Source organism: Streptomyces sp. NRRL B-24572, from assembly GCF_002156145.1.
In the GTDB taxonomy this organism is placed as follows: Bacteria; Actinomycetota; Actinomycetes; order Streptomycetales; family Streptomycetaceae; genus Streptomyces; species Streptomyces vietnamensis.
This window is the reverse complement of sequence record NZ_MWIG01001075.1, coordinates 1-916: the sequence shown is the minus strand read 5'-3', so window position 1 is coordinate 916 and position 916 is coordinate 1. Positions and strand designations below refer to the sequence as shown.

The following is a 916-nucleotide window of genomic DNA, read 5'->3' as shown; positions in this document are numbered from 1 at the left end:
CCGGGTCCCGTCCCCGGGTCGAGTCGGCCCGGTCCTCAGACCACGACGGTCTCCTCCATCTCCTCCTCTGCTTCGGCCTCGGCCTTGGTCTCGGGCCGGGCATCGGAACCGGTCGGCGCCGTGGTCACGGCGCCCGCCTTCCTCCGTCGTGCCTCCGTGAGCCCGGCGAGGACGACGAGCAGGGCGCCGGCGAGGAGCCAGAGGGCGAGGACGAGGACGTGCCCGCCCACCCCGTGGCCGTCGAAGTAGACGTGGCCGCGCACGCCTTCGACGAAGCCCGCGCCGTTCCAGAAGGCGTGCAGCGAGCCGAAGAAGCCGGGCTGGAGCTCGGGGCGGTAGATGCCGCCGGAGCTCGTGAAGTTGAGCATGACGAAGAGCACCATCACGCCGAGCGTGGTCCAGCGGCGCAGGAAGGTGTGCAGGCCGACGCCGACGGCGAGGATGCCCGCCGCGTACAGCCAGGACATCGCCCACACGCCGCCGAGCCCCTGGTCGACGAGGTGGAAGACCGGTCCGGCGAAGAGGGTGCCGATGAGGCTGACGACGAGCGACATGCCGGCGGCGAGGAGGGCCCTGATCCGCATGGGCAGGACGGCGCCGGCTCCGCCGATGACGGCGACCGAGGCGTACGCGCCGATGCTGAGGGCGACGAGCAGGAAGAAGACGCCCTGGCCCGTGGGGTCGCCGGAGGCGGTGGGGGCGATGTCGGTGACTTCGAGCGGTGCGTCCTGGGCGGCGGCGACCTTGGTGAACACCTTCTCGACCGCCATGGCGCTGGTGTCGGAGGAGCCGGAGGCGACGAGCAGTTCGGGCTTCTCGCCGGGGATGTAGGCGCCGAAGCTGCGCTGTTCGCGCAGTGCGGAGACGGCCGTGTCCCGGTCGGTGACGGTACGGACGTCGAGGGCGCCGGCGCCCT

General features: G+C 72.3%; 1 protein-coding gene. It reads right to left on the bottom strand.

Features of this window, described 5'->3' with window-relative positions; genetic code table 11:
• Positions 1–35: 35 nt before the first annotated feature.
• Positions 36–916 (bottom strand): hypothetical protein (locus tag CCN56_RS40260; RefSeq protein ID WP_086832505.1); only part of this gene is annotated, 881 nt, incomplete at its 5' end.